Below are 21,787 nucleotides of genomic sequence, written 5' to 3' on the forward strand. Positions count from 1 at the left end.
GATTGAGGAAGCAGGCGAGTAATGCACCCATGAAAACAGGGTTTAGCCGGATCGGACTGGGAAGCTTTGCTGGGAATGGCCAGGATCGGCCACGGCTCCAGTCCCCAACTGGTGTCTGGCTCAAGCGAGGCCTGTTGTGGTGGCTGGTGGCGCTCGTGGTGGGCGGTGCCGTCTGGCTGCTGATGCTGCCCTCCGAAGGCAATGTCGCGCAAACCGCGCCTATGAAATTGGCGCTGGGAAGCGTCGATCCAGCTCCCCGACGGCCGCCTCAGACACCTCCCCGGGGAGGCGGCCGGGCTCGATCGGATGAAGATTTCGTCGCAGACTTGGCGCCGCGGCGGGCTCGGCTCAAAGGCACTTGTTACCTTCACCGTGCGAAATGACAATGATTATGCCGTAAAGAATGTCGAGATCATCTGCGCCTTCACGCGGCGAGATGGCAGCCATCTGACCGACCGCGGCCGTGTGCTGGCCGACATTGTCGGCATGAAGAGTCGCAAGACCTTTGCGCACGTCCCCATCGGCTTCGTCAACGTGAATGCCGATCAGGCGACCTGTTCGCTGGTGACGGCGCGGCGCGCCTGAAAGGCCCACATTTCGCTAGCGGAAAAGTTACCGTCCTGCCCCTGGTCCAAAAACTTGGCGTTGCCATTTGAACCAAACGGCTGGGCTTAGGAACCAATTGAAGGATCGCCGGTTAAGGCGAAGAGCCCACGCGGGGATGCGGGGGCGGAGCGCGGCCAATGCCCATCTTACGCTATTTCATGTTTGTCGGTGGAGCTCTGCTCGCCCTGTTGTTCGCGGCTGATTTCGTTTGGCCGACGTCGCCGGTTGCGCAGGTCGTTGCGGGTGCAACCTACGATCAGCCGGTGATCCGGATCCGCTCGGATCGCCATCTGCCTGAACGTGTCGTGCTCGACACCAGCCAGCCGACCATTGCCGCGCCGGTGACGAAGACGGCTGCCGTCGCGGCGCCTCAGCCGCCGGCACAAGCGGACGTATTGGCTGACATGACGGCAAAGGCGCGGGTGCGCGAGACCTTTGCGCAGTTCACCTCGAAGGGCGATGTGGCCGCGGCCAGGAAGGTCGTCGACGCCAAGGCTCCGGCTCAGCCCAAACGCAAGGTCGCCAGGGCGCGTCTGGCGCCGCAGCGCGATCAACCGATGATGCTGGTCGCACAGCAGCCGCATTTCGGTCTTTTCAACACGACCTGGTGACAACGCGCCTTCTGCCCCGTCTAGATAAAGGCAGGGAGGGCTTTTTATTGTCCGACCTCTCTGCTAATTCGTACCGGTCCGAGCGTCGCAGATCAGCTGGCCTCAAGCCTATGTCTGCGACGCTTCGGTTTGTGGCCCAATACCCCGGGGTCATCAGGGCGCTCGTAGCTCAGCTGGATAGAGCATCGGATTTCGATTCCGAGGGCCGGGAGTTCAATCTCTCCGAGCGCGCCATTGCGTATAGAACCACGAACATTTCCGTTCTCGGTCAAGTTTGCCGGCAATGGCGGTCTGGAGGATGTCCTTGCTGCCGATGATACGGGCGGCCTTATCATCGACCTCGACGTCGATGATTGAATGGATTTAGCCCTTCCGCGTATTGGTATCCGCAGTATCGAGTTTCTCATTCATCAGCCGCGCGAACGCGTCGATCTGCCCAGCATCGATGCGGCTGCGGTACCGCATCATGGTCCAGCACCGCCTTGGCACGCGCCCGCTGCGATTTAAGGGCGGCGCTACGTTCTCGCAGGATTTGTACATTGCAAACGTCAATTTCGGGAAACTACTATTTCTTTTCATAAAAAAAGACCGGCTTTTCTGCCGGCCTTTTCTTAGTTGCAATGCTCAAGGACGTGATCAGTATCTCGCGACGACAGGACCGCCGAAGCGATAGTTGATGCGGGCGGTGATGAGATTGACATCCGATCTGGTGTTGGCGGTGATCGAGGTCACGGCAGGTGCCAGGGTGGGTGTCGCGAAGGTGCTGCTGTCGCTGACCCTGAAGAGATAGTCGTACTCGAGGGCGACCGACCAGTTCGGCGCGAAGCCGTACTCAATCCCGGTTCCGACGGTGCCGCCCCAGCGTGTCCGTTCGGCTTGATTGATGCCTATCCCGGTGGCGGTGTTGTAGAGGTCCCAGCGCTGGTTAGCGACTGCGGCGCCGCCTTTCACGTACCAAAGCACGTTGTTCCAGGCGTAACCGATCTGGCCGGTGAAGAGACCCAATGCGTTGGTCTTCGTGGACCAGGTATTTCCCGGGAAGAACAGGCTGTCGTCCCTGTTGCGGAGGTTGGCCCAGTCACCCTGGGCTTCCAGTCCGAACACGAAGTTGTTGGTCTGCCATCGATAGCCGATCTGACCGCCAGCGACGCCACCGCCGGCATCGCGGCAACCCTCGGCGCCGGCGATGCCGACAGCGCCGACCGCAGTGACATCGAGACACCGATGACTCCAGCCATATCCGGCATTCGCACCGATATAGAACCCGGTCCAGTCGTAGACCGGATTCACCATCGGGGGCGGAGCTTTCGTGTAGGGACGTGCAGCCAGATCCGCCGCCGCCGCCGGAGCGGTTACTGCAACGAGCCCTGCCGTGACTAACAGAAGTTTCCTCATTAGCTTTATCTCCATCCCGTCGCGTTCACCTTTCGATTTACAGCGAAGATGCGCGTGCGATCCCGTGTTGCATTGCCTGAAACACCCCAGCCCAGGGAAGGCTACAACAGCACGCTCTGAAATTGTGTAACATACTCGCAACACGCGCTGACTAATGCATCTTAGGACAGCATTCGTGACCTTTGCTCGCGGAAGTCACACTTCACCGGGCGGTGGGCGGGGTAGGCGATGATCGGTAGTGTTGGGCGAGAGCACGTGTGAGGTAGAGCTAGGCCCGGCGCAAGGAGTGTACGCCGGTGCCGTCGCGGAATGAGATCGGATCCATCCTTCGGAATACGAAGGATGTTACTCGGTTGAGTCGGCCGCTCCGTCAGCTCGATTTAATTCGGCGGCAGCCTAGCAGACGTTCACCGTCTGCCGGACGTAAGCATAGCCATTCCAGACGTTCCGGGTCTGATAGCACGAAGAGCCGTAAGCTGCGGCTGCACCAAGTGCTGCGCCGGTTGCAACGCCGGCCGCTGCGGCGCCCCAGCCATAGCCTCCGCGGTAATAACCTCCACGATAATATCGTCCACCGCCACCGGCCCATCGGGCGCCGCCGCCATGGAAACGGGCTCCGCCTCCATGGAAATGAGCTCCACCACCGTGGAAATGAGCGCCGCCCCCATGCGGCGCGCGTCTGCCGCGTCCGGAAGGGCGGTTGCTGCCGCAGCAGCGAAGCCAAGGGCTAGCAAAGCTTTGGTCGGCCGCATTGTACTCTCCATTGCAAGAACAACTCGGCGGGGATGCGTGGCGACCTGATTTAGTTCCCCGTTCCCCGTTCCGCGTTGCTTGTTGCGACGCTGCAGCGCGGGGAATTGTCGCGGAGTCAGTTCTCCGCAAGCAGAATCTTGCGCGCCTTGGCAAGCTCCCGTCGTGCGGATGGCGACAAGGACGGAAAATGCAGGTCCAGTCTGGACATGGCGCTTACGATCCGCGCACCTACGACCAGCCTTGTGAACCATTTGCTGTCAGCGGGGGCAACGCACCAGGGCGCATCAGGATGACTCGTGTGCCGGATCATGTCCTCATATGCGCGCTGATATTGCCTCCAGTGCTGACGCTCCTTAACGTCATTCATCGAGAACTTCCAGTTCTTGGAGGGCGTGTCTATGCGCTCAAGGAAACGTTTTTTCTGTTCCTCCTTCGAGACATGCAGGAAAAACTTAAGAACGATCGTGCCGTTGCGTAAAAGATGCCTTTCGAAGCTCCTTATGTCGTCCATGCGCTCCTTCCAGATATTCTTAGTGACGAGCGAAGGGGGCAAGTTTTGATCTGCGAGAACTTGCTGGTGAACTCGGGCGACAAGTACCTCCTCATAGTATGAGCGGTTAAAAATTCCGATGCGTCCTCGCTCAGGCAAATGTCGTGCTGCTCTCCAAAGAAAGTCGTGGTCGAGTTCCTCGGCGCTCGGCTGCTTGAAGGAATGGACCTCGCACCCTTGCGGATTGATGCCCGACATGACGTGCTTGATAGCACTGTCTTTTCCTGCCGCATCCATGGCCTGAAAAATCAGCAAAACCGACCAGCGATCGTCGGCGTAAAGGCGCTCCTGCAATTCTGATAGTTGCTCGATTCCCGATTGGAGAAGATTATTAGCTTCCTTTTTGTGGATATCGAGGCCGCCAGTATCATGCGGCTTGATCTGGCTCAGGCGAAACGAACCTGGATGCCCCACCAGGTAAGGTTTGACGAACTTCGCCAGATTCATCTGTGTCTCCGCAAATATCTGACCTGCTCAACCGTGGTGTTCGAAATCGTGCAAACGGCTGCATCCAGCATTTTGCTGCGGTTGCCCCGAACGAAGTGCGACACGCAAATCGCGATACACCGCGTCCAATCGCATCATTAGCCCGTGCGACAATCTGACTGGCAAAAACGATGCGCGCCTCAGAAATCGAGGGAGATCCTGACGCAGGCCTTTTCGAGCCGGGTCTTCAGCGTCGCGAGCTTGCTGGTGAACTCCGTCATCTCGTTCTCATCGAACTCCTGGAAGACGAATTCGCGAATGGATTTGTACTGCTCATTGAGGCTCGCGATGTGCTTCTGCGTCTTCTCGACCAGCGACAGCCGCACCACGCGGGCGTCGGTCAGCGAGGGCGGCGGCGCAGGAGGCCCTTCTTCTCCAGCAGTTTGGACTGGGTAGTGACGAAGGACGGATCGACGTGAAGCAGCTTGGAGACCACGTTGACGGGCACGCCATCGTCCTTGTCGAGGTCTGAGATCGCCATCAGGATCAGCCATTGCGGCCCACTGATACCGAGCGTCCTGGCCCACAGCTGACGCAGCTCCTCCAGATGCGTGTTGATCGACGATATCTCCCAGGTGAATCGCCTGATGATATCGAGATTGCCGGTGGAGCGCCGGCGCGCACCTTCTTTTCTCGTCGCTGACACAGCGTTACTCCCGCGAGCCGATTTCTCTTTTGGCCGGTGTTCGCCACGACATAGTCCATGCAAGTCTGTCCTGACGCAAGGGCAGAGCAGAATAATTATGTTAGCCATTTCACGAATGTGACCTGATCAGCCAAATTGGCAGGCATTGGCCTCCACATTAGCGCTGACCGCGCGAGTAGCCGGGTCGAGCGCTCCGACAGGTGTCGGAATAATCTGATGCATTAGACTAGCTTGGGCGAGCTGCAACTTCTGAGCAATCAGTGCCTCGTCTTCCGACGCTTTTGCCCAAGCGACCCTTAGCGCGGCGGCGATCTCCGAGCCCGTTCGCGAGCGCGGCTGCCAGCGTCTCTTTCCCTGGGCGGCAATGTCATCCGGAACAGCGTGGGGTCGGCACCCATCTGAAAATCAGACGCGATCTAACTTCCCGAAATTTTGGAATTTTGCAGCAACCGCAGATTTCTTCCCTCAGCGCTCTGCGGTCGCCAACTAAAGCTAGGGTCCGACAGTCGATGCCCTTGAAGGCATAGGCGCGCCGCTGAGACGATGCCGAGCCGGCCTAAGCCCACGGCCAGCTGATTGCAGCGATCCACACGCTTAGGAAGAGTGACATGCCTGATCGTCATGCCTAAGGATCTTGACCGGATCGCCGCGTCATTCCGGAAGCTGTAGAGACCGCCGGGGTGAGGATAGCGTTTCAGAGATCTCCTGAGCTGTAGGCCGGGCTTCGCCTGCCGCAGCGCACGCTAGTGCGTCCAGCGGCGATCCAAACCCTGACGCTACTCGGAATTGGGGACTATCGCCGCAGCTTAAGAGCCCGTGCATTCCCGCAGGGGTTGCATCATCGTTCGACACTAACGCGACAGCTGCCGCCAAGCTCAACCTCGATGATCCCGGCCCCTGCAGCTGTCACCAACCGGCGTAGACGGGAACGAGTGTTGGCACGGAATCTCCGCCGGCTGAATCTAAGGCCCGATCCTCGGACCGACTATAGAACTACAAGGCGGCCGACCCGTACGGACAGCTCAATCGAGCGCCTCGACGGCGAGATTAAGCGAGGGGCGTGGTCGCATTCTTCGCGGTTAAGACGCGGTCATTCGTCTCATAGGAGGCAATCCTGCCCCCAGCAAAAACGATGAATGGGCCGTCCAATGCGCGCGGCTATCGCCAGATGGCCGACCGAGCATCGGTCGGCGAACGCGAAGATGCACCAGCGATGCCATACCAAAGACACGATCTCCGATCGCCAGTTCGAAAAATTCGCTGCACGACTTTGGTCCGTTCTTGCAAATATAAGAAGTTTTGACGATCCACACTCAATCCAAGCCAACCCGGTGCTGCCGAGATCTTCCTGTGGTTGTCTGGCAATTCATTGCTCTGTTCTCAGGTATCTCTCCTCTTGATTCGGCTCCAAGAGCGGTCCGAACTCCCGCGCTCGTGCGGTGAACGCGAGCGCAGCAGCACAGAGCGCGCGATCGCTCACGGTGCTGTGAAGAGTAATATCTTTTATATTCAAGTGGTTAGCTTTGTTCCGGCGCGGGACCTCCCGTGATTTTTGTGCAACACCCGCCTAGATTCCGACGCAACTAGCGCTTTTGCCTCGGTTCCGATGTTGCTTATGCAAGGGGCATCGATCATCGTCATTGGGCGACGGAGGGGGGCATCCCAAAGTCGTCCCGTTGGTGGTTCCTTAAGTCCCTCGCGTTCAGCGGGTGTGTCCGAAGACGCGAAGCACTCAGCGGTAAGTTAATGGTCAAGGAACCAATCTTAGGGTGCGTCACCCCGTGGATCCGGAACCTTCCTCACAGCAAACTTTGGAGGTTTAACATGAAGTTGGTTAAGAGCCTTTGCTCGGTTCAGCGGCAGGTCTGATTGCCGTTGGTGGAGCGCAGGCAGCCGATCTCCCCGTAAAGGCCAAGGCGGTCGAATACGTGAAGATCTGCTCGCTATACGGTGCCGGATTCTACTATATGCCTGGCACTGATACCTGCATCAAGTTCGGCGGCTATCTCCGTGCCGACGCGTTGCTGGGTACAAACAATGACTACGGCTTCGCCGGTGGCGTCACTGGCGCTCAAAACCGTCTGAGCAACTACTTCACCAGCCGCGCTCGTATGGATCTGACGATCGATACGCGCACCGCGACCGAGTATGGTGTCGTCCGCACCTATGCTGACCTCGTCTATACCTGGACGGGTGGTGGCTACACTGCGACCGGCACCGGCGGTACGGTTTACGACAGCACCGGGACCAACGCGACCATCGGCGGCGCTCAGCTGGGTGTCTACCACGCGTTCATCCAGTTCGCTGGGTTCACCTTCGGCCGCACGGTCTCGATCTTCGACGCCCCGTGGCAGAGCTATCCGGCTGGCGGTCCCGACACGCTTCCGGGTGGTTCCAACCATGTCACCGGTGTGAACCAAATCGCTTATACCGCTGACTTCGGCCAGGGCATCACCGGTTCGCTCGCTCTGCAGGATCCGACCCAATACAATCAGTCGAACCTGTTCAACCTCGGCGTTGCCCCGGCGGTTGCGCCCCGATTGCTGCGTTGTTGCCCGCACTTAGCGGCGGCTACGGTGCCAACGATTGGGGTGGCACGCGCGCTCCTGACATTATTGGTTCGGTCCGTGTTGACCAGGCCTGGGGTCTCGCGCAGTTGTCGGTTGCTGGACATGACATGCATGCCGCCTACTACGGTGGAACCGAGCCGACGGGTCATCCTGAAGACAAGTGGGGCTTCGCCGTCCAAGGTGCCTTGTCGATCAAAAACATCCCGACCGGCGCTGGTGACAGCCTCAACTTGCAGGCTGTCTACACCGACGGCGCGACTCGGTACAACTTCCAGAGCTTGTTCCCGCAGGGCTTCGCTGTCTACGGCAACACCAGCCTGGCTGGTGCCTACCAGAGCGTCGCGTTTGTTTCCCTTGCTGACGGCACCTTTGGTCCGGGCCAGGGTATCGAAAGCGTGAAGACCTGGGGCTTCCGTGGTGGCTTCACCCACAACTGGACGCCCAACTGGTCGAGCAGCGTTTACGGTGCCTATGCTCAGCTGAAGTACGGCAACAATGCAAAGACCACTCTTTGCGGCGCGGCTGGCACGGGTGTTGGCGGTACGCTGGGTGTGGCAGTCGCAGCTGGCGGCGCCGGCTTCGTCGGAACCTCTTGCAACCCCGACTTCAACATCGGTGTAATCGGTGGCAACGTGGTTTGGACCCCGTGAAGAACCTTGCTTTCACGGCGGACGTCAACTGGACGCGTATTGATCAGAAGTATGCTGGTACGTTCGGTGCTGGCAACGCGGCTGTGGCAAAGCCGGTTGCTATCTACGAAGCGAGGGATCAGAACGCAGTCAACGTGCTGCTTCGCGCCCAGCGCAACTTCTAAGATCGGTTCTCGTTTGCTCTGACAGCGCCCTCGGCGGGAAACCGCCGGGGCTTTGCATTGGTGCGCCCAGCATGGGCGCACTCTTGTGGGTGAAAGTCCCATCGTGAGTTGATCACAACGAGCGAAGCGAAGCGCAACTGCATGAGGGCGACCGAGTGTGGGGAGGAAGCGTGGAACGAAGCTGCGGGCCGATGAACAAGAACTGGATGGAAGGCGGTGCTTACCAGGGCGAGCGGGCCAATAACCGCGAAGCTCTCGTGATCAAGGGGAAGCGGCGTAGATCCGGCGGTCGTGCAGTGAAGGAGTGCGTTCTTACCTGGGGAGATCTCGCCTTATGCCTGAAAGGGCGACGGTGTCGAGCCGGAGCGAGAAGTCAGCAGAGGCCGTAGTAGTCGGCGGGAAGGCTGCGGAGCCATCCCGCAGGTGAAGGGCCGAACGAGAGGGAGTGTTTGAGGCCATGCCGATGCGGCGAGCATCGCATCAGATGCCTGCGCAAGCAGGGCGGTCCGGGGTAGGACGCGGTGAATCCGCGTGGCCCGGGCAGCGATGAAGCTCGTCGCCCGCGGCATGAACCGAAGGGCACAGGGTCGGCGCTGCTTTTAGCGGCGCTGACGAGAGAACCTGCAACGGGCGTGGAAGCGGGTGCGAGCCAACAAAGGCGTAGCCGGTGTGGATGGTCTGGACATTGATCAGACCGCTGCGCATCTGCGTACGGCGTGGCCTGTGATCCGCGAGCAACTGTTGTCGGGGACGTACCGGCCTGGTCCGGTGCGACGGGTAGCGATTCCCAAGCCCGAGGGCGGCGAGCGTGAGCTTGGCATCCCGACGGTGACGGATCGTCTGATCCAGCAGGCGCTGCTGCAAGTGCTGCAGCCGATTCTTGATCCCACCTTCAGCGAGCACAGCTACGGCTTCCGGCCGGGCCGAAGTGCGCATGACGCCGTCCTTGCGGCGCAGTCATACGTGCAATCGGGCCGCCGAGTCGTGGTGGACGTTGACCTGGAAAAGTTCTTCGACCGGGTCGATCACGACATCCTCATCGACCGCCTCCAGAAACGGATCGGAGACGCCGGGGTCATCCGGCTGATCCGGGCGTATCTGAACAGCGGGATCATGGACGATGGCGTGGTCCGGACGCGTAGGATGGGGACGCCGCAGGGCGGCCCGCTATCGCCGCTTCTGGCCAATGTCCTGCTCGATGAAGTGGACAAGGCGCTGGAACGTCGGGGCCATTGCTTCGTGCGCTACGCCGACGATGCGAACGTTTACGTTCGCAGCCGCCGGGCGGGTGAACGGGTGATGGCGCTGCTTCGGCGGCTCTACGGCAAGCTGCGCTTGACGGTCAACGAGACCAAAAGCGCGGTGACCAGCGTGTTCGGTCGCAAGTTCCTGGGCTATGGCTTCTGGCCGGGTCCGGGTGGCGTGATCAAACGCAAGGTCGCCGACAAGCCGCTGAGGACGTTCAAGCAGCGCATCCGGCAACTGACCTGCCGCAGTGGCGGGCGCAGCATGCAGGATGTGGTGGATCGTCTGCGGCCCTATGTTCGGGGATGGAAGGCATACTTCCGGCTGGCGCAAACCCCACGAGTCCGGCGAGAGTTGACCAGTGGCTGCGTCATCGGCTGCGCGCCATCCAGCTCAAGCAGTGGAAGCGCGGCACGACCATGTACAGGGAACTGCTGGCGCTGGGAGCCAAGCCTGATGTGGCGCGACAGGTGGCAGCCAACAGCCGTCGCTGGTGGCGCAACAGCGGCATGCTCATTAATGCCGTGTTGACCCTGAACTGGTCAGACCGGCTGGGACTGCCCCGTCTCTCATGACCTCAACTTCTCGAACCGCCCGGTGCGGACCCGCATGCCGGGTGGTGTGGCAGGGGAGCGGCCCACAAGGTCGCCCCCTATGCCGATTTGGAGTTCGCCATCCTGTATTGTGCTTGAGGATGAGACGATTTGCTCGCTCCGCAGCGGCCTCACGCGCGACCCAGGGCAGGCACTGCGCGGCTTGGTTGTGATCAGTTGGCCGGAAGACCGGTTTGCCGGGCCCGCGCCAGAGTGTCCGAGGGCGCTTCGTGGAAGATCGCCCGGTACGCTGCGGCAAACTCGCCGAGGTGATGAAATCCCTGGGCGCGCGCGCACGAGGCGACCGACGCACCACCGCTCCTGAGAAGCTGCGCGCGGGTGGCCCACAGCCGCTTCAGGCGGATGTATTGATGCAGGCTCATGCCGCGCACCTTGGCCACCGCACCGCCGAGGGTCCGGATCGAGACGCCGAACTCACCAGCAAGATCGGCGGTATAGATCGGGGCGGTCGGATAGGCTGTGACGTAATCGTCGATCCGCTGCACGAGCCTGGCAGATCGCGCGCCGGCATTCGGGGCGCTACGCTTCGACAGCGGATTCGTTCGAAATAAGTCGTCAAAGGCGAGCAGCAGCCCCTCCTGGAGATGGGTGGCCGCTTCCGTGGTCTCGAACATGTGCGGCGCGACTGATGCGGTCCTGAGGATGTCTTGCACGAGCTGTCGCGCGTAGAGATGAGCGGCGGGGTCTCCGATCCGAACCCATAATGCGTCGGCGCGATCGAACCAGCCGCGATCCCCGAGCGTGGGTGAGAACATGATCAGCGCATGATGATTGATCTGAGGCTCGACGAAATGGCAGTCGTGGTAGCCGCGCAAGGCAACGAAGAAGCGCGAGTCGATATCCGTTCCGCTCGAGCTGGCGCGCAGATCATCGCTCATCGGTAGGATCACCATGCCTCCCGGCGCGCGGTAGGCGGTGTCAAGGATACGCGCAAACGATTTCGCGAGGATGATTCTGCATGCCGGCAGGTGCACGATCGCCCGCGCCGCTGCGAAATTGGCGACATCGAGCGGAATGCTGCGGGAGTCTTCCAGCGACTCAGCCGGCCGAAACGCGTCGACATCGGTAAACCGGGTCAACTGGAGCGCAGAGGAAGGCGCGAGAGCGTCGAAGAACATGCGTCTGGCCGGATGCTGCAATGTGACAATAAAATGAACGTCGGTATACGGCCATCAATGGCGAAACAAGACGATTCAGTAAACAGCATTCAGTGCCGTAATATTGCGGACATCATGCCACGAGCGGCTATCAGATGGATGTCACGGCCAACGGTCTCGGCTCATCGGCTGACCGGTGGCGAGATCAATGAAATGAAGCCTCGTGAAGGCTGGGCAGGCGAAGGACTCGAAGCTTCGCCCCTCGCTCCGTGCGGCTTCTCGAAACGGGTTTGCACGTTGATGCCGTCCCCAGGGCACCGGAAAACAATCGTGGCAGCATCCTCGCCGAACGGCTCGACACCGCGCTCAGCCCGGTGGGACTTCGGCCCTCACCAGGCCGGCCGCCGCAAGGTAACGCCGCGGCGCCGCTCAGTAGCAGGGGTGGCGTCGGCCGTCCTGGCCGACATAGGCGGCCGCGCTCTGGTAGCAGTGGTTGGTCGACGGGCCGTCATAGAAGGCGAAGGCGGCGGGGTGATACCCGGGCCATAATTGTGCAGGTAGCTGATCGGGTAGGGCAGTGGGTTGGCGTGATAGCGGTGGTGCCGGTGATGTCCCCGGGCCTCCGCAGCCCCAGAGGATAGGATTGCCGCCGACAGGGCAACAATCGCGGCTACAAGCTTCAACTTGCTCATCTCGATTCTCCGGAACCCGCGCGACTAAGTCTTTCATCTATAGCCATTTCGGGCCGCCGGGGCACCCATCCGGGGCCCGGAAATCGGGGCAAGCCCGGCAGATTCCCCGGTGGGTGTGACAGAATTGCCGGGACTGCACTCGAACCCTGCCCATTTTTGGCCTTTTCGGGATGCTTAACGAATTCCCCACACAAGTATGGCCAAAGAGAATTCGGTTTAAGATTCCTCCGGCCGCCGTCCTGGGGTTTGCCTTGGGGGCTCTTCGAGGCCGGTTCATTCCTGCAAGGTTTCGTCGTCACGCTGCCATGCGCATCACGCTCCTCAGCCTGCTGTTGCTCTTCGTCGCTGCTGCCACGCCGGCGCGCGCCGAGTTGCACATCACCCGTGACCATGGCGGCTATGTCGAGGAGTACAAGCTCAAGTACAAGCGCGTTCGCGACAAGGGCGAGCGCGTGATCATCGACGGCATCTGCAACTCAGCCTGCACGCTGGTGCTCGGCATCGTGCCCATGAACAAGATCTGCGTGACGCCGCGCGCAAGCCTCGGCTTCCACCAGGCCTATTACGACAAGGCCTTCACCTTCGGCATGAAGATCACCAGTGCGGAAGGGACGTCCGACCTGATGTCCTACTATCCCGACACGGTGAAAGACTGGATCCGCCGCAATGGCGGGCTCACTACCGACATGAAGAAGATCAAGAACGGCGTCGAGCTCTGGAAGATCATCGATCCCTGTCCGGAAGAATGGTGATCGGCTGATCTGAGCCGTCGTCTTCCTCGCAACGCAGCATCCGAAATTCGCATTGCCGCACCGTCCCCGGTCGGGCAATGAGGGCGGCAATGAATCAAAATCAAGATCATCTGGCCGCGCGGGCGGCACCGGTGCTGTTCGTCCTGCTCTGGAGCACCGGCTTCATAGGCACCAAATACGTCATCAACAACGCGGATCCCTTGACCTACCTCGCCATCCGCATGGCGGTGGTGGTCGGCTTGATGACGATCATCGCAGGCATTGCCCGTCCGAAATGGCCCGACCGTGTCGGCATCGCGCACAGCGCAGTCGCCGGCATTCTCGTCCACGGCTTCTATCTCGGCGGCACCGCGATTGCGATCGCGCATTCGATTCCGGCGGGACTCTCAGCACTCATTCCGGGCCTGCAGCCGATCCTGACCTCGACCATCGCCAACCGCTGGCTCGGCGAGAAGGTGACGCCGGTGCAATGGGGCGGACTGCTGCTCGGTCTCGGCGGCGTGGCGCTGATCCTGCATAATCGCCCCATGACCGGCGAGGCCGGGCTCGGCTGGCTCGCCTCGGTGGTCTCTCTGATCAGCATCACGCTCGGCACGCTCTATCAGCGCCGCTATTGCAACCACATCGACTGGCGCGCCGGCAACCTCGTCCAGTATGTGGCGGTCACGATCTTCTTCACGGTCGGGGCCTTCCTGTTCGAAGAGCGTGTCGTGCACTGGACGCAGGAGTTCGTGCTCGCGCTCGGCTGGCTCGCGGTCGCGCTCTCGATCGGATCGATCGGGCTGTTGTACTGGCTGATCCGCCACGCCGCGGCGACGTCGGTTGCGAGCCTGTTCTATCTCGTGCCGGCCGTCACGGCGCTGATGGCTTATCTGCTGTTCGGCGAGAAGCTCGATGCGCTGGCGATCGCCGGCATGGCGATGTGCGCGGCCGCGGTATTCGTGGTCAACCGGCGCTTCGTCTCGTAGGCCCCGCTGCCGGAGTACCTCCCAGACGTGCGGGCCGCGTTCGTGCTAGGCTCGCCGCATTTCAGTTTCCCTTTCACGTGGTGATTTCCATGAAGAAGGCGAAGCGCGCACTGCTCGCAAGGTCCCTGAAGCCGGTTCGGATTGCCTGCATCAACTACGCCCGGGAGTCGATCAAGGACCGTGAGATGAGCCAGCTCACCGCGGCGCTCCAGAAGTGTTACGATAGGCATTTCCTGCCGGTGTGGGGTTATCCGGTCGACCTCTATGTCACGCGCAAGCCGAAGGCCACCGACTGGCAACTGGTCTATTTCGACGATGCGTTGCACAAGAACATGCTCGGGCGCCATGAGCTGACCCATCGCGGCCAGCCGATCTCGAAGATCTTCGTCAAGGCACTCGGCGAGGAGCCGATCAGTGTGGCGGCGTCGCACGAGCTATTCGAGATGGTGCTCGACCCCATGGCCAATCTCTGGGCCGACAAGAATCCGAACACCCAATATGCCTATGAGGTCTGCGACGCCGTGGAGGAGGACTCCTTCGACGTCGACGGCTTGCCGATGTCCAACTTCGTCTATCCGTCCTGGTTCGAGCCATTCAAGCATCCCCGCGGCACCAAGTTCGACCACAAGGGAACGCTGAAGGCGCCGTTCTCGATGACCGAAGGTGGCTACGTCATCAAAAAGGTCAACGGGAGGAAGGTGATCAAGGCGTTCGGCTCACCCGCGAAGCGGCGGCGCTTCAACGCCGAAGACCGGCGCGGCCATCGCAGCGAATTTCGCGATCCGAAGGGCAAGCACCATCCGGGCCGGCGCGCGTCAAAGCGAGGGTAGGGCCTGTGGAGGAGATCTCCGGGCGCACCCGTACCCGGAGACTTGCGCTCACTCCGATCAGCGCTTGGCCTTCTTTTTCTTCTTGGCAGCCTTCTTCGCGTTTTTCTTGGTGGTTTGCTTGGTTGTTTTCTTGGCTGTTTTCTTGACGGCCTTCTTCACGGACTTCTTTGCCTTTTTCGACGACTTCTTGGCTGCCTTTTTGGCCTTCTTCTTGGAAACCTTCTTCGGCGCGATTTTCTTCGCGGCCTTCTTCACCTTCTTCACGGCGGTGACTGCGGCGTCCTTGGTCGCTTCCACGGCGTTGGTGATCGTCTCCATCGCCTGCTCGGTGATCGGCTTCTCGTCGTCCATATCGTGTCCCCCACGGTTTGCATGGAGCGATGACGATAGCCGGTTTCAAAATTGTGTCAAAGCAACGCTCAACCTTTGGGGAAGCGGCGAGCGCACGCTCGCGTCCCTTGCCATAATCGACGATCGGTTGCGCAGTGTCGTCGACCGCGGGTCTGTTGATGCGGATCCTGTGACCTGACGCGGTCAGTCCGGGGCGGTCCGTAGGACCGAACTCAGGTGCGCGCTTGCGCACCTGACAATCTCGATATCCCGGCTCTCGTTGTTCGGACGATCCCGGGATGATCAGCGGTTGCTGGCGCAGCCGCAGCCGTTCACTTCGGCTGCGGCACGATCCGGATGTAGGGCTTCGGTTCCTTCCAGCCCTGCGGGTACATGGTTTTGGCCTCGTCGTTGGAGACCGAACCCGCGATGATGACGTCGTCGCCCTGCGACCAGTCGGCCGGCGTCGCGACGCGATGCTTGGCGGTGAGCTGGAGCGAATCGATCACGCGCAGGATTTCCTGAAAATTCCGGCCGGTGGTCATCGGATAGACCAGCACCAGCTTGATCTTCTTGTCCGGTCCGATGATGAAGACGTTGCGGACGGTCTGGTTGTCGGCCGGCGTGCGGGTGAGGGGATCGCCCGAGGTCGAGGCTGGGAGCATGCCGTAGAGCTTGGAGACGTTGAAATCGGTGTCGCCGATCATCGGGTAGTTCGAGCGGCACCCTGGGTCTCCTTGATGTCCTCCGACCACTTCGAATGGCGATCGACCGGGTCGACGGAGAGGCCGATCAGCTTGACGCCGCGCTTGTCGAATTCCGGCTTCAACTTGGCGAGAGCGCCGAGTTCGGTGGTGCAAACCGGCGTGAAGTCCTTCGGGTGCGAGAACAGCAGGGCCCAGCTGTTGCCGATCCAGTCGTGGAACTTGATCTTCCCTTCGGTGGTCTCGGCTTCGAAGTCGGGCGCGGTGGTGCCGATCGGAAGTGTCATGGTTCTACCTCATCTCATTGAATTCGCTTGTAATTTATATCTTGCCGTCAGCGTCATTATAGGCTCTCGGCGACCTCAAGTGAACGCCAAGTGAACCGCTTCAAGTAAAATGTGAATTCTTTCTCTGAAGGGCCGATTTCCTAGCACCTTTCTGTTAGAGGGGCGACTGCGGCGAAAGATCTCCTCCGGGGCTGACCGGGCTGGATTGCCCCGATAAAGCCTTTTATGACTCGCATCACGCTCGCCCGACGCTCTCCGGAACCGAAACGGTCCTCATAGCGACTAATCGGCAACCATTGAGAAAAGTCGCGATCCCCATATCGAATCGTTAACCGCCCCTTTACGCCCGCATGAAAATGCTGGTCGATCAGAAGAAATCTGGAAGTGAACTATGTCCGCCGCACTGCCCAAGTCCGTTGAAAAGTCCGTCGAGTCGCCGTCCCTCGAGCCGTCCTGTCGCGATACCGCGGCCCATGCGCTCTCCGTGGTGCGCGACGGCGTGATCACCGGCGAAGGCCCGACCACCAAGGGCCGGGTGCACTTTTCCCGCTCGCTCGATGCCGATGACGCAGCCTGGTGCGCCCGTATCCTGACCGCGACCGCCGTCAACGACCAGCCGGTCAGCCGCGCCGAAGCCGAGGCGCTGTTCGAGATCAACGAGGCCGCGACCGAGCGCAACGATGATGGCCGGTTCGACGATCTGCTCGCCAAGGCCGTGGCCCATTACGCCGCGAGCGCCTCTGGCCTGAAGGTGCCGCCGCGCAACGTCGCGCTGGCGCAGGATATCGAGAGTTGGGCCCCGGCCTATGCCTCGAAGGTCAACAGCGAGATGCTGGAGTGGATCGCCGGCCAGATGCGCGGCAAGCGCCACAACAACCGTCGCCTGATGGCGATGGTGGCGACCTTCCTGGGCGCCACCGCACTGCTCTGGCGGGCCAATTGCCGAACGTGTTCGACATCGGCATGTAATTTTCGCACCTCTTCATAAGGGCGAGAGAAAGCGGCGAGGTTATTTCCCCGCCGTTTTTTGTTTGCCGGCGTCAGGCTCGAGGCCGAGCGTGCGGCCGGGGAAGCCGGCAGCGTCGAAATAGCGCTGGCTGCCGACGCGCTGGACGTTGAGCACGGTCTCGAGACCGTTCTCGGACTTTTTCTTCGACTTCTCCACCGCCCTGAACGCCTTCGGCACGAGGCCGTTGGGCAGCGCCTCCGACATGACCCGGCCGACTAGGCCGCCATTCTGCGAGCCGCGCAGGCCGAGGAGCTGAGCCGCAGTCATGCCGACGTCGGCATTGCTGACCGGGAGCTCATCGACGAAGCCGGCTTTGAAGTCCGGACCGATCGCCGCCATGAAGTTGTATGTGTCGCCGCGGCTGAAGCTGCCGTGCATGCCTTGGCCCTGGCGCAGCACGGTGTCGGCCACCTGCACCGAGCAGTTGGTCGGCGCCTCGCCGCACTCGCTGGCATAGGAGCGGAAGTTGACCACGATCGCCGGTGTCGGCGTTGCCGCCTTGCCGCGCAGGTTGACGCGCGACAGCGGCAGGGTGCCGGGGAAGCGGCCGAGCTGGTCGTCGACGAACACGCCGGAGACGTAGTCCTGCTCCATCAACGCCTTGATGGTCTTGGCTGCCAGCTTCTTGTCCTTATTCGGCAGGTAGATCAGGTCCGAACCGCCATTGGTGGCGATGACGAGGTCGGGCTTGGTTGGATCCTTGCCGAGCACGCCGTTGCCGGCCTTCGGGTGGGCGTTGCCGCTGACGGCGGCGTTCTTGTCGTTGGGGTCGAACAACGGCAGGTCGAGCGCTTTCGCAAGGTCGATCGCCAGGAAGCCCATCGGCAAAAAGTCTTTGGGCGTGTCGTCGGAGCTGAGCCTGGCCGAGGGGCTGGTCTTGCTTTCCTTCGAGATGGTCGAGAAGCCGTGGTCGGCCTGGACCATGATGTTGGTGGTGGCGGAAAGGCCAAGCTCGTCGAGTGCCTTGCGGAGCTGGGCGAGGTTGTTGTCGGCGTTCTTGATACCGGCCATCGAGGTCGGCCCGTTGATGCCCGGCAGGATCCGGTTCAGGCTGTCGCCGGTGTTGTGCTGACTGCCATCGGGATCGCGCGACCAGAAAACGAGGACGAACGGCTTGTTGCGTGACTTGAACATCGGCAGCAGCACCTTGGTGGCGACATCGGCGAAATAAGCCTGCTGGGCGACGTTGGCGACGGTGGTGCCGGGCGTCTTGGCATCGCCGGCCTTGGCATTGTCGCCGCGCGACGGAGCGGCGAGGGCAAGGCCCGCCTTGGTCAACGCCGCTTTCACCTCGTCCGACAGCGGTACGCCATTCTTGGTGCCGGTGGCGTCGTCGAACACGACCGAATGCAGGCCGGGCTTGTCGGGATGATCGGTGTGGTCCCACTGATAGCTCGGACCATGCTTGCCCAGCGCGGCAGTGCTGAAGCCCTTGTCGCGCGCCATCTTCAACACGGTCTCTTCATTGAGATAGTCGCCCTTGAAGTGCTCGTCGATGTCGCCGAGCACGGCGTCGTTCTCGATGAAGGGCACCACGGTGTCACCGGCGGGCACCGAGGTGTAGTTGGTCCAGATCGTGTTGGAGAACACGCCGGTGTCGCCGAGATAATGGCCGGTCGACATCGCCGAGCCGTTGGCCATGGTGAAAGTCGGGAACAGCGAGTGCGAGTTCTTGAAATTGACGCCCTTGTCGCGGACCTCGGCCATCGCCGGCGCGGTCTCGGGGGTGATCTTCAGTGCACGCAGCCCGTCGGGGATGAACAGGATCAGGTTGCGGGGCGTGTTGTTCTGGGCGGAGGCAAATCCGGTGGAAAGCACTGTCAGTCCGGCTGACAGCAACACCAGTGAACGGCGCATCAAGATCTCCTAGCGGTGAGGCGGCTTGGCCGCCAAACCGCGGCCCCCGGCCAGTCGTTTAGTTTTGCTGTGTGACGGTTTTGTTACAAGAGCGAAAGCGCACAGAAGATTGCTGGGTGGGTTCGTGTCCCGGACGCGCTGCAACGCCTCTTAGCGTTGCTGCGCAGAGCCGGGACCCAGGAAGCTACACGGCTTGCTGACGCATGGGCCCCGGCTCTGCAGCGCATCATTTCGTGCTGCGCAGCGTCCGGGGTACGAGACAGTCTTTGAAATATCGACATGAGTTCGCATCCTCGCGGCGCATTCGCCCGAGCTTTGCTCTCTCGCCTCACCCTCATTTGAAAGAGGGCGCAGGAAGGCCGGGAGCCGGCTGGCGCCCATTGACCGCTATGCCATGAGTAGATTGCGCTACACTGCACAGCGGGTAACAGGGCAGCCGGAGGCATCCCGGCCTTCCCTGCGCGGATGGTTGGAACGGCCTATGTCGTGCTCTCCCCGGGGAGCGATGCACTATTGCCCCCGTCGCCTCGCGGCTGATCGGTGCGCGAACCCGGTCGGGCCGCACGCATCACTGCGAGACTTGACGCACAGACCCCGGGCGTCAGGACCACACGATTTGGCCGTACGCAGATCACACCGGTCGTGTGCGCGACGCTTTTGCTCACCGTTGCCCGCCCTGCAAAACCCTTCGCGCCGATGTGGCCTGCGTCCACCGCCGCCCGGCCCGCGTTCGTGACGATCGCGATACGCCCCTCTTCCTTGGGTACGCCCCTCTTCCTTGGGCCGGAACGGGTCGATACATACGTCGTTTCCGAATTTCGGTAAAGTGGAATATTTTCGACGATGCGGGTTGCCCCACGCCTAGCGTGTTTTGCCCGTCGGACCGCGCAAGTTCTTGCAATCTTGTAATCCGGATTGCGCTGCAGCGAAATCCGGGATTCCATCCATGCGAACGCGGCGGCCCCGGGTATCGCCGCGCTCCGGGCTACGGTCGCCAAATTCCGGGGCGTTCGGCCGCACCCGGTTCCCTGTTAACCCCCTGCCTTAACCAACAATTAATTATACGTTTGCGGGTGGGCGACAGCCCGGCCTAGCGTGCGGTGGGGAGCCGCTATCCGCGAAGCCAACGAGTTGGTGCGTATCATGATGTCCATGTCAAATGGGGCCTTGCTCGCCTCGCTCAGCGCAGCCGCGCTGCTCCTTGCCTCCAGCGACAGTTTTGCACGACCGGGTGGCGCCGCCCCGCATGGCATGGTGAGCGCTGCCGCACCGTCGGCCGCAATACGTCCGCCAATCGCGCCGGGCGCGCGCTTCCGCGGGCGCAACAATTCCTTTGTCTACTGGCCCGGTGGCGGCGGGTTCTTCAACGACGGCGCAAGCTACAGCGAACCGTTCGCCGATGCCGGACAGCCCGTCAGCAGTGACGTTCGCTATACCTACACCTACGACGTTCCCTGGGACTGGGCGCATCGCTTCCCGCCGAACGTCGTGCCGTCCGATCGGCCCTATGTGCCGAGCTGTCCGACGGAATCCGTGACGGTGCCCGGCCGCGGTGGCGGCGAGCACACCGTCAATATCATGCGCTGCTACTGAGCAGTCCAACTCACTACAAGGTTCCTGCCGCGGCTGCCCGGTCGCGGTCGGATTGTTTCTGCCTGACGCTCGCGAGTTCGCGGCTGCAAGCCGCAAAGGAGGTCGTCCCGGGGCGCAGCTCGAACTGACCGCAGACATCCCGATCCTCGTCGGCAATGACGCGCACGAGCTCCGCCTCGGCGGCCTGGCGCAGCGTGGGAGCCGAGACGAGCACGTGAAGGGCGAAGGCCGCCACAACGGCGAGCAGCAACGCAGCCCCAATTCCAAGGCGCGGCAGGTCGTCGGCCGTATGCTGAGAAGGGCGAGACTTGCTTCTGGTTTCGGTCATGAAATCCTCGCGAATGAAATATGATAATCAGAAAAATAGTGATCGAGCCGTCCGGGAAAATCGGCGGATCGAGCACGAATACACGCCGCGCCGCAGCGGGGACGTGAAACAGATTACAAATTCAGGCCGGTATGGGCCAAAATTAAGAGGCGATACTAGCCGAGTTCAAAACTGGTTACGCCGAACACGCGGTCGAGCCGCTGTGACGGGACGGGTCCAGTGTACATTCGCGCCGTTTCGAATGTCGGCTTCAGGCCAAGGGATTCCGCCAGTGCAATACCTTCGCGGTTCACCGCGGGGATGTCGAGCACAATCTCGTTGCTTCCGGGACTGGCCAGCAAAGCCTGCACGATGGCGTCCGCGGCGGCGCGGTCATCGGCTACCAGCGGGCCGATCTTGCGGCCGATCCGGCATGGCCGGATCACGCCCCATGCGGCGAGCCTGCCGCCGCGCAGCAGCGCACGGCCGGCGTGGCCGGGCGTGTCGACCCAGGCGCGCAGGAAGGCGCCGCGCCGAGCGGGGAAGACGGTGGCGTCATCGGCTTCCACAAGCGCAAACGGGATCGTGCCGAGCGCAACGACGTCGGCCCGCGCCCTCTGTGGTGCGGTGATGGCGCCGCCATAGCGGATATTGGCGTAAGCCAGCTGGAAGCCGGATTTCCTGTAATTGTCCTGTTGTGCGACGACACCGTCGAGGCCGATCACGCGCGAGCCCGCATGCGCCATCGCAGCATTCCAGATGCGCAGGCCGTGGCCTCTGCCGCGAAAGCCTGCGCGCACGATGTAGAATCCGAGGAAGGCGAAACGGTCGTCGTAATTGACACAGGAGACGGTTGCGACGGGCTCGCCGTCGATCTCGCCGACCAAGAAGCCGTTCGCGTCCGGGATTGCGAAGCACGCGGCGTCGTGCAAGCCGGGATTCCAGCCCTCGGCCGCGGCCCAGTCGATCGCGATGGAGATCTCCTCAGGGCCCAAATGGCGGATCTGCAAATCGCTCATGTCGTGGTGCCTCGTGGCGATCGGCTTGTTAGCAAGTCTGGTTTGCGGGCAA

Annotated in this window: 14 protein-coding genes, 1 tRNA gene and 5 pseudogenes; 10 read left to right on the forward strand and 10 right to left on the reverse strand. The window is 61.4% G+C overall.

The annotated features are described in order from the left end of the window. Positions 1-306 precede the first annotated feature (306 nt). From ACTGJ9_RS21650 to ACTGJ9_RS21660, 3 genes are all read left to right on the forward strand, one after another. Positions 307-585, forward strand: a complete 279-nt coding sequence (locus tag ACTGJ9_RS21650) for a hypothetical protein (protein ID WP_456672766.1) — start codon at positions 307-309, stop codon at positions 583-585. 158 nt (positions 586-743) lie between these two features. Continuing rightward, the gene (locus tag ACTGJ9_RS21655; RefSeq protein ID WP_456672767.1) at positions 744-1,217 is read left to right on the forward strand and encodes a hypothetical protein; all 474 of its coding nucleotides are present in this window, start codon (positions 744-746) and stop codon (positions 1,215-1,217) included. Between the two features lie 158 nt (positions 1,218-1,375). Then, positions 1,376-1,451: transfer RNA gene (locus ACTGJ9_RS21660), tRNA-Arg, on the forward strand. Between the two features lie 402 nt (positions 1,452-1,853). Here the strand turns inward: ACTGJ9_RS21660 and ACTGJ9_RS21665 are convergent. The 3 genes and pseudogenes from ACTGJ9_RS21665 to ACTGJ9_RS21675 all read right to left on the reverse strand — a co-directional run bounded on the left by ACTGJ9_RS21665 (position 1,854) and on the right by ACTGJ9_RS21675 (position 5,047). After that, a complete protein-coding gene (locus ACTGJ9_RS21665) occupies positions 1,854-2,612 on the reverse strand; it encodes an outer membrane protein (RefSeq protein WP_456672768.1) in 759 nt (252 codons plus the stop codon). Positions 2,613-3,480: 868 nt separating this feature from the next. Continuing rightward, a complete protein-coding gene (locus tag ACTGJ9_RS21670) occupies positions 3,481-4,362 on the reverse strand; it encodes a polyphosphate kinase 2 family protein (RefSeq protein ID WP_456672769.1) in 882 nt (293 codons plus the stop codon). A 179-nt stretch (positions 4,363-4,541) separates the two neighbouring features. Continuing rightward, positions 4,542-5,047 (reverse strand): annotated as a pseudogene (locus ACTGJ9_RS21675) (MarR family winged helix-turn-helix transcriptional regulator). A gap of 1,824 nt (positions 5,048-6,871) precedes the next feature. Between ACTGJ9_RS21675 and ACTGJ9_RS21680 the strand changes: the two are divergent. Then, positions 6,872-8,431: pseudogene (locus ACTGJ9_RS21680) on the forward strand (porin). 669 nt (positions 8,432-9,100) lie between these two features. Beyond that, the gene (gene ltrA, locus ACTGJ9_RS21685; RefSeq protein WP_456672770.1) at positions 9,101-10,207 is read left to right on the forward strand and encodes a group II intron reverse transcriptase/maturase; all 1,107 of its coding nucleotides are present in this window, start codon (positions 9,101-9,103) and stop codon (positions 10,205-10,207) included. A 235-nt stretch (positions 10,208-10,442) separates the two neighbouring features. On the opposite strand, the gene ACTGJ9_RS21690 is transcribed toward ltrA, so the two are convergent. After that, positions 10,443-11,408, reverse strand: coding sequence for a helix-turn-helix domain-containing protein (locus tag ACTGJ9_RS21690; RefSeq protein ID WP_456672771.1), 966 nt, complete (start codon positions 11,406-11,408; stop codon positions 10,443-10,445). A 408-nt stretch (positions 11,409-11,816) separates the two neighbouring features. Further along, positions 11,817-12,079 (reverse strand): annotated as a pseudogene (locus ACTGJ9_RS21695) (hypothetical protein). 305 nt (positions 12,080-12,384) lie between these two features. On the opposite strand from ACTGJ9_RS21695, the gene ACTGJ9_RS21700 reads away from it, so the two are divergent. The 3 genes from ACTGJ9_RS21700 to ACTGJ9_RS21710 all read left to right on the forward strand — a co-directional run bounded on the left by ACTGJ9_RS21700 (position 12,385) and on the right by ACTGJ9_RS21710 (position 14,629). Continuing rightward, complete coding sequence (locus ACTGJ9_RS21700) at positions 12,385-12,831, forward strand: hypothetical protein (RefSeq protein ID WP_456672772.1); 447 nt, start codon at positions 12,385-12,387, stop codon at positions 12,829-12,831. Positions 12,832-12,920: 89 nt separating this feature from the next. Next, positions 12,921-13,799: a DMT family transporter gene (locus ACTGJ9_RS21705; protein ID WP_456672773.1), complete on the forward strand. Its 879-nt coding sequence runs from the start codon at positions 12,921-12,923 to the stop codon at positions 13,797-13,799. Between the two features lie 89 nt (positions 13,800-13,888). Further along, the gene (locus tag ACTGJ9_RS21710) at positions 13,889-14,629 is read left to right on the forward strand and encodes a hypothetical protein (protein ID WP_456672774.1); all 741 of its coding nucleotides are present in this window, start codon (positions 13,889-13,891) and stop codon (positions 14,627-14,629) included. A 57-nt stretch (positions 14,630-14,686) separates the two neighbouring features. Here ACTGJ9_RS21710 and ACTGJ9_RS21715 read toward each other — a convergent pair whose 3' ends face one another. Next, positions 14,687-14,980, reverse strand: a complete 294-nt coding sequence (locus ACTGJ9_RS21715) for a histone (protein ID WP_456672775.1) — start codon at positions 14,978-14,980, stop codon at positions 14,687-14,689. A 311-nt stretch (positions 14,981-15,291) separates the two neighbouring features. Further along, a pseudogene (locus ACTGJ9_RS21720) lies at positions 15,292-15,950 on the reverse strand (peroxiredoxin). Positions 15,951-16,341: 391 nt separating this feature from the next. Here ACTGJ9_RS21720 and ACTGJ9_RS21725 point away from each other — a divergent pair. Then, a pseudogene (locus ACTGJ9_RS21725) lies at positions 16,342-16,919 on the forward strand (hypothetical protein). A 40-nt stretch (positions 16,920-16,959) separates the two neighbouring features. On the opposite strand, the gene ACTGJ9_RS21730 reads toward ACTGJ9_RS21725, so the two are convergent. After that, the gene (locus ACTGJ9_RS21730; protein WP_456672776.1) at positions 16,960-18,816 is read right to left on the reverse strand and encodes an alkaline phosphatase family protein; all 1,857 of its coding nucleotides are present in this window, start codon (positions 18,814-18,816) and stop codon (positions 16,960-16,962) included. Positions 18,817-19,959: 1,143 nt separating this feature from the next. Here ACTGJ9_RS21730 and ACTGJ9_RS21735 point away from each other — a divergent pair. Beyond that, on the forward strand, positions 19,960-20,409 hold the full coding sequence (locus ACTGJ9_RS21735; protein WP_456672777.1) for a hypothetical protein: 450 nt from the start codon (positions 19,960-19,962) through the stop codon (positions 20,407-20,409). Between the two features lie 13 nt (positions 20,410-20,422). Here the strand turns inward: ACTGJ9_RS21735 and ACTGJ9_RS21740 are convergent, their stop codons facing one another. Further along, on the reverse strand, positions 20,423-20,737 hold the full coding sequence (locus tag ACTGJ9_RS21740; RefSeq protein WP_456672778.1) for a hypothetical protein: 315 nt from the start codon (positions 20,735-20,737) through the stop codon (positions 20,423-20,425). A 155-nt stretch (positions 20,738-20,892) separates the two neighbouring features. Next, on the reverse strand, positions 20,893-21,735 hold the full coding sequence (locus tag ACTGJ9_RS21745; RefSeq protein WP_456672779.1) for a GNAT family N-acetyltransferase: 843 nt from the start codon (positions 21,733-21,735) through the stop codon (positions 20,893-20,895). Between the last annotated feature and the right edge of the window lie 52 nt (positions 21,736-21,787).

Origin of the sequence: Bradyrhizobium sp. RDM12 (assembly GCF_051917485.1) — a bacterium.
Classification (GTDB): Bacteria; Pseudomonadota; Alphaproteobacteria; order Rhizobiales; family Xanthobacteraceae; genus Bradyrhizobium.